Source organism: Enterococcus sp. 10F3_DIV0382 (genome assembly GCF_002140245.1).
GTDB classification, from domain to species: Bacteria; Bacillota; Bacilli; order Lactobacillales; family Enterococcaceae; genus Enterococcus_B; species Enterococcus_B lactis.
Window position 1 is genome coordinate 1 of sequence record NZ_NGMF01000010.1, and the last position, 1,397, is coordinate 1,397.

1 protein-coding gene and 4 pseudogenes are annotated in these 1,397 nt (G+C 32.8%); 2 read left to right on the forward strand and 3 right to left on the reverse strand.

All coding sequences use genetic code 11. The features are described 5' to 3' along the window. A pseudogene (locus tag A5849_RS15290) lies at positions 1-96 on the forward strand (MurR/RpiR family transcriptional regulator); the annotation flags it as partial. A gap of 192 nt (positions 97-288) precedes the next feature. Continuing rightward, a pseudogene (locus tag A5849_RS14600) lies at positions 289-600 on the forward strand (DJ-1/PfpI family protein); the annotation flags it as partial. A gap of 361 nt (positions 601-961) precedes the next feature. Here A5849_RS14600 and A5849_RS15025 read toward each other — a convergent pair. From A5849_RS15025 to A5849_RS15295, 3 genes and pseudogenes are all read right to left on the reverse strand, one after another. Then, positions 962-1,123 (reverse strand): hypothetical protein, encoded by a 162-nt coding sequence (locus tag A5849_RS15025; protein WP_002294460.1) that lies wholly within the window; start codon positions 1,121-1,123, stop codon positions 962-964. Further along, positions 1,116-1,271: pseudogene (locus tag A5849_RS15390) on the reverse strand (zeta toxin family protein); the annotation flags it as partial. The gene A5849_RS15025 and the pseudogene A5849_RS15390, both read right to left, overlap by 8 nt. 30 nt (positions 1,272-1,301) lie before the next feature. Further along, a pseudogene (locus A5849_RS15295) lies at positions 1,302-1,397 on the reverse strand (MurR/RpiR family transcriptional regulator); the annotation flags it as partial.

The window sequence follows — 1,397 nt, forward strand, 5'->3', positions numbered from 1 at the left end:
GAGGTCAAAGAAAATCTGACTGCCTTTGAATTACAGAAAATTCCAGTTTTGACCATTACTGCAGCTGGAGATAATTATTTCACACGCCATAGTACCTGTCTCTTATACACATCTAGATGTGTATAAGAGACAGAAGATAGACATCCTGAAGTAGTCCTTCACATAATGATTAAGGATTATCAAAATAATATTTCTGAAGTACACTATGCAGCAGATAATATTCAATTAGTACTACCCATACAATATACCTGTCTCTTATACACATCTAGATGTGTATAAGAGACAGCAGTAGCTGCGATTTGTGGGGCAGTTGATTATTTAGCACAGAGCGGATTATTGCAAGGTTACAAACACACCGGAAATATGCAATTTCCTTGGTTAGAATCGGAAAATTATCAAAATAAAGAAGATTTTATAGAACAACAAGCTGTAAAAGATCATAACTTGATTACCGCGAATGGAACAGCTCCTATAGAATCCACAGATTTGATTCTTCAAGCAGTCCATTTTGAAACAGAAGAAATAAGACAAAAAACGATTCGTCTATACAAACTTGGATACTATGATTACTATGAAAAGTACGGAGATTCTTTCTCCTAATCATTCTCTTCAATTGGATACTCTTATCCTGTCTCTTATACACATCTGCGAATAATTTGGTAAACGTTACATCTGTCTCTTATACACATCTAGATGTGTATAAGAGACAAATACGACTTAGGTAAAACAATGGGTGATTGAATTATAAAATTTTATGGCGAATAATTTGGTAAACGTTACATATGGAAAGGTTTAGAAATTTTGAAAAAGTAGCTAGTTCCTTTTATACCAGAAAAGTAAACCTAATAAAAAAACACAACCAATTTTCAGCTGTGTTTTTAAGTTACAATAATTATCTATTTAATAGTCTTAGTTCATTAAAATAAAAAACTCAACTTTACAAGGATCTGGTTTAAAAAATTTACTTATCCAACCCAACTAGTTTTCGCTGCTTACGATTTGCTTCATCTGCTACGTACTTCATTACTGTTTTAAATTCTTTCGCTGAGGCATTTTCTGATAAATCAGCGATACTTTTATTATACTTCTTCACGATTTGTTGTACTTGTTCTTTCTCAGTCATGTAATTCCTCCTCCAACTCTTTTGAAGTATATTGTATGGGTAGTACTAATTGAATATTATCTGCTGCATAGTGTACTTCAGAAATATTATTTTGATAATCCTTAATCATTATGTGAAGGACTACTTCAGGATGTCTATCTTCTGTCTCTTATACACATCTAGATGTGTATAAGAGACAGGTACTATGGCGTGTGAAATAATTATCTCCAGCTGCAGTAATGGTCAAAACTGGAATTTTCTGTAATTCAAAGGCAGTCAGATTTTCTTTGACCTC

Excerpts from the sequence above, each read along its gene's own strand:
- A5849_RS15025 (WP_002294460.1), bottom strand. The coding sequence starts at position 1,123 with ATGACTGAGAAAGAACAAGTACAACAAATCGTGAAGAAGTATAATAAA.